Source organism: Mongoliitalea sp. (genome assembly GCF_054166905.1).
The window spans coordinates 19,609-27,014 of record NZ_JBSZCK010000021.1 but is presented as its reverse complement, the minus strand read 5'-3'; the positions used below and the strand labels follow the sequence as shown (position 1 = coordinate 27,014).

Sequence of the window (7,406 nt, the reverse complement as noted above, 5' to 3'; positions counted from 1 at the left end):
GAATCTTCTTTCATGAATAAGCGTAGTTGTATACGACCAAATCTCCCTCAAAAAAATTTGGGTACTTCCTTCCTATTCTTTTTTAATGTCCTTTAGATGTGGTTATGGGTTGAATGAAACTTTTCCAAAGTTTTAAACAAGTAAGGTCAACCATGTTTCACATAACTGAACTTTGGAAAAGTTATCCTAAATTAAATGTCAATGGGTTTTAATTTTGAAGCGTTTTCTTTAAATGAAGGTAAATTCAGCAAGGAAGCACCTATTTATTGAAAGACTTACTCAACTCCGACAGGAGTTAACTACCGCAGGTTATTAGCCCCGAGTGCCAACTCGGGGAAAAGCATGGATTACAACTTTGGTACTCCCAACTCCGGAGGAGTTGAATTTACAGGGATTAGGAGTTATAACAACCCCTCCTCCATCATTTCCTCCCCAGTTTTGGTAGGTAAGAGATTCTTCAATTCCTCCATGGTAAACAATCTGGATCGAATCATAAACCGAATGCCCATCGGAATCTCGATTGAAAAACTGCTCCCCCTTCCAGGCGTAACATCCAAGGTCAATTGCGTATGCTTCCAATACTCAAACTGATCCTGATTCATAAAAAAATCGCAACCATAGATGTTCCCCATCCAAATATCATTAGCCCCCACTTTAAAATCCCCTTTTTCAAAACACATGGGCGAAGATCCATCACAACAACCCCCACTCTGATGAAACATCAAATCCTTACCAAAGCGCTTCCGTAAGGTATCGATGGTTTCTATTGCTGCTTCAGACAAAATAACTCGAGGAACGTAGTTTTCCATAGGAGGAATTAAAGATTTTAGATTTAGAAATCAGAAAGAGACTTGCCTGCTGTAAGATGCAAGGATTCAGAGGTTAGACTTGTCAAGCAGGAGCCAGAAACAAGAGAAAGAATGATAGATAAATATGAAGTTTGTCAATTTCATCCTTCATCCCTCATCCTTCCTATTTTCTTTCTAATCTCCTACCTAACGGTAGACAAGCTCGCTTCTAGTTTCTCGCTTCTTAGAAAAAGCCTAACTTATTCTTATTATAAGAAATCAACATATTCTTAGTCTGACGGTAGTGATTAAGCATCATCAGATGGTTTTCTCTACCAAAACCTGATTTCTTATATCCTCCGAAAGGTGCATGTGCAGGGTAAGCATGGTAACAGTTTACCCAAACCCTACCCGCCTGAATGGCCCTCGGAATCTGATACAACTCATGAGCATCTCTAGACCATAAACCGGCACCCAAACCATACATGGTATCATTGGCGATAGCAATGGCCTCCTCAGTAGTTTTGAAGGTAGTAACAGAAGTTACGGGACCAAAAATCTCTTCCTGAAAGATACGCATCTTATTATGACCCTTGAAAATGGTTGGTTGAATGTAATAACCACCTTCCAAGCCTGAATTCAAAGCAGCTTTATCACCCCCACACAATACTTCGGCACCTTCTTGCTTGCCGATGTCCAAGTAGGAAAGAATCTTTTCGAATTGATCATTGGAAGCCTGTGCGCCCATCATGGTGTCTTCAGCTAGTGGATGGCCCATTTTGATTGCTTTGGTTCTGGCTACTACTCGCTCCATGAATTTATCGTAAATATCTTCGTGAACGAGTATTCTTGATGGGCAAGTACATACTTCTCCTTGATTCAAGGCAAAAAGTACGGCACCTTCCACAGCTTTGTCGAAAAACTCATCATCTGCATCAGCAACAGACTTCATAAAGATATTTGGAGACTTTCCTCCCAACTCCATGGTTACTGGTATCAGATTTTCAGAAGCATATTGCATGATTAGACGACCAGTAGTAGTCTCACCTGTAAAGGCAACCTTCGCAACTCTTGGTGAGGTAGCTAATGGCTTACCTGCCTCAGGGCCAAATCCCGATACCACGTTCAGAACTCCCGGAGGAAGCAAATCTCCGATCAATTCCATCAATGCCATAATGCTGGTAGGTGTTTGCTCAGCAGGTTTTACTACGGTACAGCAACCGGCAGCCAATGCAGGGGCAATTTTCCAAGTGGCCATTAAGAGGGGGAAGTTCCATGGGATAATTTGTGCCACAACCCCAAGCGGTTCATGAAGCGCAATACTGACGGTATGCTCATCGTGTTCGGAGATAGAACTCTCATCTGCACGGATGACACCTGCGAAATAACGGAAATGATCCACGCAGAGTGGTAAATCTGCAGCGCGGGTTTCCCGGAGTGCTTTCCCATTATCGATAGTTTCGATGCGGGCAAGCATTTCGAGATTTTCTTCGATGACATCTGCGATTTTATTGAGGATACGGCTTCTTTCAGCGGCTGAGGTCTTGGACCAGGCAGGAAAAGCGGCATGTGCAGCATCCAAGGCTTTTTCTACATCCTGCTTGTTACCACGTGCTGCTTTTGAAAAAACTTTCCCATCAATAGGGGAGATGTTATCAAAATACTCTCCTGATGCAGGAGCAACCCACTGACCACCAATGTAATGGTCATACTTCTCTTTGATGTTGGGTCTTTCAACAGGCTTCGCCTGAGATAATGTTAATGTTGACATAATTTTGAGGTTAATTTTGGATTTGTTCAAATTTCCCACTTAATATTTTGAAAAAGTCAACCCATATTGCTCAATTATCCACCTCTAGTGACAAAGCAACGAAATACCTCAATCAACAAATTCTCTGAAAATTCCGTAAACTTTGTATAATTTTAATCAAATTGATTTCTTAAACCTCTGATAATTACTATATTTCTTATCCTTTAATCAAAGACGGTAAGAAAAATTACTAAGGGAAACTTTTCCAAAGTTTATAGTTGAATTCGATCGATTGCTTAAACACCGGATCAACTTTGGAAAAGTTAAGGTGGGTGAATCAAAAATTTAACCCATAGCTAGTAAACATATCTAATAAACCCAAAAAAATCATGAGTTCACAATTTATCGCAGGAGTACCTTGGAGAAATGAAAAGGATCTCCGAACATTAGTAGAAAACCGGACTACCTATACGTTGAGTAATTGTGAATTGAATATTTTTGAAACACACCAACAGGCAGCCGATGTCAATTTATGCTTTGGTGATTTAGTCTTGACCACCATGTTGAAGGGGAAAAAGGTCATGCATTTATTTGATAGACCTGGTTTTGATTACCTTCCAGGAGAGTCTGTTATCGTTCCGCCTAATGAGGTGATGAAGATAGATTTTCCCGAAGCCCAGTTGGATAACCCTACCCAGTGCATAGCACTTTCTATTTCCAAGGAAATGATTGAGGATACCTTTAATTTATTAAATGAGAAATTACCCAAAAAAGAACTGACTGCCGAGTGGGGCTTGGATCTTGCTTACTTTCATTTGATCAATACAAATGATTTGTCGGAGATAATCAATAGGTTTATTAAAATAGGTATTAAAGAACGCTCTCGAGAAAAGGACTTGATTGCTTCCTTCGCTTTGAAGGAATTGCTAATTCGCCTCACCCAAACCCAGGCACGGGAAATGCTGGAGAAGTCCTACAAGAACTTAGCCCTTTCCAATAGATTGGGTTTTGTAGTGGATTTTGTGAAAAATAACTTACGGGAACAGTTGACTTTGGAAAAAATCGCTGAAAAAGCCTGTATGAGTAAGGCACACTTCTGCAGGACTTTCAAAAATGAATTAGGTTTGAGTCCTATGGAATTTATTTTAAAAGAGCGTTTGAAATTAGCTAAGCAATACCTGCAATTGGGTTCCTATCAAATACAGGAAGTGTGTTACATGGCAGGTTTTAATAACAGCACCTATTTTATCCGGGCCTTCAAAAATGAATTCGGCATGACCCCAAAAGTCTTCCAAGGAAATTATGCCTAAATACCCGCTTGTGTTTGATTTCTAGGTTTTTTCATAAGAAGGAGCAAATTTTTAAATAAAAACTGATGGATTTGTAGAATTTATCTATTTTTGAATGATAAGTTCAAGCTTCAGACGAACTTACATAGGAGTAAACATGCTTACTCTCGGGTTTCCTGCCTGCTATTTTTGGTTTATTTGACATCTTTTTAGGAGCATTTCGCATTAAATTCATGTTAAATTCAAAAAAATAGATATGAAAAGCATTTTATTCTATGTAAAAGTCTTTATATTTGAGCCATCGATTTGCCTTTATGTATAATTATTGTTTATGAGATTCTTCAAAATCATCCAATTCGGATTACTCTTCATCTTGTTAAATGGCTGTATTTCAAACAAGAGAGTGATTTACATGCAGCCAGAATCAGGGAAGCCTGTGATTAGCTACAGCCGCTTGTTTCCAGCTGTGATCGAAGATTACAAATTACAATTCAATGATGTGGTAGAAATCAATATTAAAACCAATGACCCCTTATTGAATGAAATGTTTGATATAGGGGGAAGTAACCGTGGATTTGGTATGATGGGAGGAATAATGGCAGGTGGTGATATTTTTTATATGACGGGATATACTTTGGACAATGAAGGGAAAATTGAGTTGCCGGTTTTAGGAGAGGTAAACCTTGCAGGTATGACGGTAGAAGAAGCTAAATTAGCTATTGAAAATAAAATGAAAGGTATTGTGGTGGGGGATGAAAATCTTTTTGTGAGGATTAGATTGGGAGGTATTCGATATAGTGCCTTGGGGGAGTTCAACAGACCGGGTAAATATACCATCCTTCAAAACCGCTTGACCATCTTTGAAGCAATCGCAAATGCAGGAGATATGAATGTATTAGCAAATCGAGGGAATGTATTGTTGATTAGACAATATCCGGAAGGTTCTAGGTCCTATAGAATCAACCTGAATTCCGACAAAATCATGGATACAGAGTTCTATTACTTGAGGCCCAACGACATGATTTACGTTGAACCCATGAAAGTCCGGGAATTAGGTACAGGTGTTAACCTATTACAGACCATGCAACTATTAATAAGTGTGATTACAGTAGGAGTACTGATTTACACCACTTCTACCCGTTAAAACTAAGAAATTTCCAAAGTCATGAATAAGTATCAAACTACCGATGAAAATGCGCCTGCATTTGATCCTTTTAAGTTTATAGTAAAATATATCAAATATTGGCCCTATGTGGCAGCTTCTGTGGTTGTTGCTTTGGGAATAGCATTCTATATAAACAAAACTACTCCGCCAATTTATCAGGCCAATGCTAAGTTTTTTATTAAAGAAGATGATAATACTTCCAATATTTTAAATTTAACGGGCTTACCGCGTTCGTTGGGTAGTAGAACAGATCAATTGATTGCCAATCAATCCGTATTCTTGACATCAAGACCCGTAGCTGAACGCGCTTTAGCTAAGTTAAAATTCGATGTGGATTATTACCAACCTGGTTTTTTTACCGATACGGATCTATATACAAGCTCTCCGATTGAAGTAATTGTTGATTGGGAGAGTACGCAGATTTTAGCTGATAAAATAAAGATTTCTTGGAAAGATAATCAAACCTATACGGTATCATTTCCAGGCAAGAATTACTTCAAAAATGTACCGGGAGTGGTTTATGAGGAAATTGAGTTAGATAGTGAGAAAGCATTCAAACATAAATTCGGAGAAATAACCGATTCTCAATTATATAAATTCACCGTGAACCTTGTGAAAGATCTTCCCGAAGGTGAAATTTTGATTGAGCTAAGAACTACAGGTTCCCTTATCTCCCAATATTCAGGGGAAAACTTATTGGTATTTCCTTTTGATAATGCTTCTACTGTGTTAGGACTCACAATCAATACGAGTCATCCGAGGAAAGGTGCAGATTATCTAGATGCATTAATGGAAACCTATTTGGATATTGAATTGGAAGATAAAAACCGCATGGCTAGTCGAACGGTAGAGTTTATTGATTTCCAGATTGCAGGTGTTGCTGATACCTTAAGTTACTTCGAAGACAATTTGCAAAATTTTAGAACGAGAAATAGAACTTACAATGTGGCATCCGAAAGCGGAACCGTTTTTCAACAATTGACGAATTTGGAAGCCGAGCTGTCCAGAGAGCGTTTCTTCAAAAACTACTTCGATGAAGTCAGCCGCTATCTGGGAACTGGCAGTTTGGATAAAATCATTGCTCCAGCAGGAATTGGGATAGAGGATAGAACCTTAAATTCCTTGGTTGAAAACTTAATTGACTTACAATCTCAGCGTTCCTTTTTATTAAACACACAAACAGAGGCTTCTCCGCGGGTTCGGGATTTAAATAAACGCATCGGGGAATTGACAGCTTCTATTCAGGAAATAGTAAGGAATTTGTCAAGAAATGTGCAGCTAAAGATCAACGATTTAGAAGCGCGTATTCAAAATTCAGAGCGTCAATTTAGTAGATTACCAGGAACGGAACAGAATTTAATTCGCATTGAGCGGGGGAAAGTGTTAAATGAATCCATTTATAATTATTTACAACAGCGCAGAGCCGAAGCAGCAATTGCCATGGCATCCAATTACAACAATAATAAAATTGTAGAAGCTGCAAGAGCTGGTGGCAAGCCGATTAAAACCAAGCAAACGGCAATTTATGTAATTTTCTTTGCGCTGGGTTTTATAATTCCTGTTGCTGTCATCACTACCCTAGAGCTTGCCAATACCAAGATCAAAGATCCAAAAGAGTTAGAAGAACAATTAATGGTACCGTTAATGGCTAAAATCCCATCCGTGCTAAAAGGATCAGATTTGGAAGTGATCAATAATCCACGCTCCATGGCTTCAGAATCATTCAGAGCCTTGAAAACTAATATCTCCTTTGTTATCCCTAGAGATCAACAACTGACAATTGCTGTTTCATCTACCTTGTCAGGAGAAGGGAAAACATTTACGGCGATCAATTTGGCTTCAATTTATGCATTGAATGAAAAGAAGACGTTATTGATTGGTTGTGATATGTTTAAACCAAATGCTATGGAGGATTTCAACTTAGATACTCAAATAGGCCTATCAAATTATTTAAGTAAGCAATCCGATTCGGTTTTTGAATTGATTCAGCCTACCAATGTGCCCTTATTCGATGTGATTACAGCGGGCCCCATGCCTCCAAATCCTTCCGATTTGATGGCCTCCCCGAGATTTGTGCAGTTAATCAATGAATTAAAAGCCATTTATGAGGTAATTATCTTGGATACCCCTCCAGTAGGGTTGATTTCTCAGTCATATGAGGTGATTAAGCATGTAGATTTATTTGTATATGTTTTACGGCATAAATTCAGTCAGAAGGCTTTTATCGAAGAGGTAAACAATGTCAAGATTCAAAAAGGTATCAAAAATATTTGTGCCATATTAAATGGAGTTCCTGATAAATTGTTGACTTATAAAGGCTACAATCATCAGTATTATGGTCAGGAAAAAAAGGGAAAGACCAAAAGTATTTTGGGTAGGGATAAAGCTGCCTTATAGTTATTAAATAGTTAATT

Annotated in this window: 5 protein-coding genes; 3 read left to right on the top strand and 2 right to left on the bottom strand. The window is 38.5% G+C overall.

The features are described from left to right. Nucleotides 1-401: 401 nt before the first annotated feature. On the bottom strand, nt 402-809 hold the full coding sequence (locus tag ACXIUD_RS07160) for a DUF779 domain-containing protein (protein WP_458051939.1): 408 nt from the start codon (nt 807-809) through the stop codon (nt 402-404). 223 nt (nt 810-1,032) lie between these two features. After that, a complete protein-coding gene (locus ACXIUD_RS07155) occupies nt 1,033-2,559 on the bottom strand; it encodes an aldehyde dehydrogenase family protein (RefSeq protein WP_458051938.1) in 1,527 nt (508 codons plus the stop codon). A gap of 368 nt (nt 2,560-2,927) precedes the next feature. On the opposite strand from ACXIUD_RS07155, the gene ACXIUD_RS07150 reads away from it, so the two are divergent. The 3 genes from ACXIUD_RS07150 to ACXIUD_RS07140 all read left to right on the top strand — a co-directional run bounded on the left by ACXIUD_RS07150 (nt 2,928) and on the right by ACXIUD_RS07140 (nt 7,389). After that, nucleotides 2,928-3,848, top strand: coding sequence for an AraC family transcriptional regulator (locus tag ACXIUD_RS07150; RefSeq protein WP_458051937.1), 921 nt, complete (start codon nt 2,928-2,930; stop codon nt 3,846-3,848). A 310-nt stretch (nt 3,849-4,158) separates the two neighbouring features. After that, nucleotides 4,159-4,971 (top strand): polysaccharide biosynthesis/export family protein, encoded by an 813-nt coding sequence (locus ACXIUD_RS07145; protein WP_458051936.1) that lies wholly within the window; start codon nt 4,159-4,161, stop codon nt 4,969-4,971. Between the two features lie 21 nt (nt 4,972-4,992). Beyond that, on the top strand, nt 4,993-7,389 hold the full coding sequence (locus ACXIUD_RS07140; RefSeq protein WP_458051935.1) for a GumC family protein: 2,397 nt from the start codon (nt 4,993-4,995) through the stop codon (nt 7,387-7,389). Nucleotides 7,390-7,406: the final 17 nt, after the last annotated feature.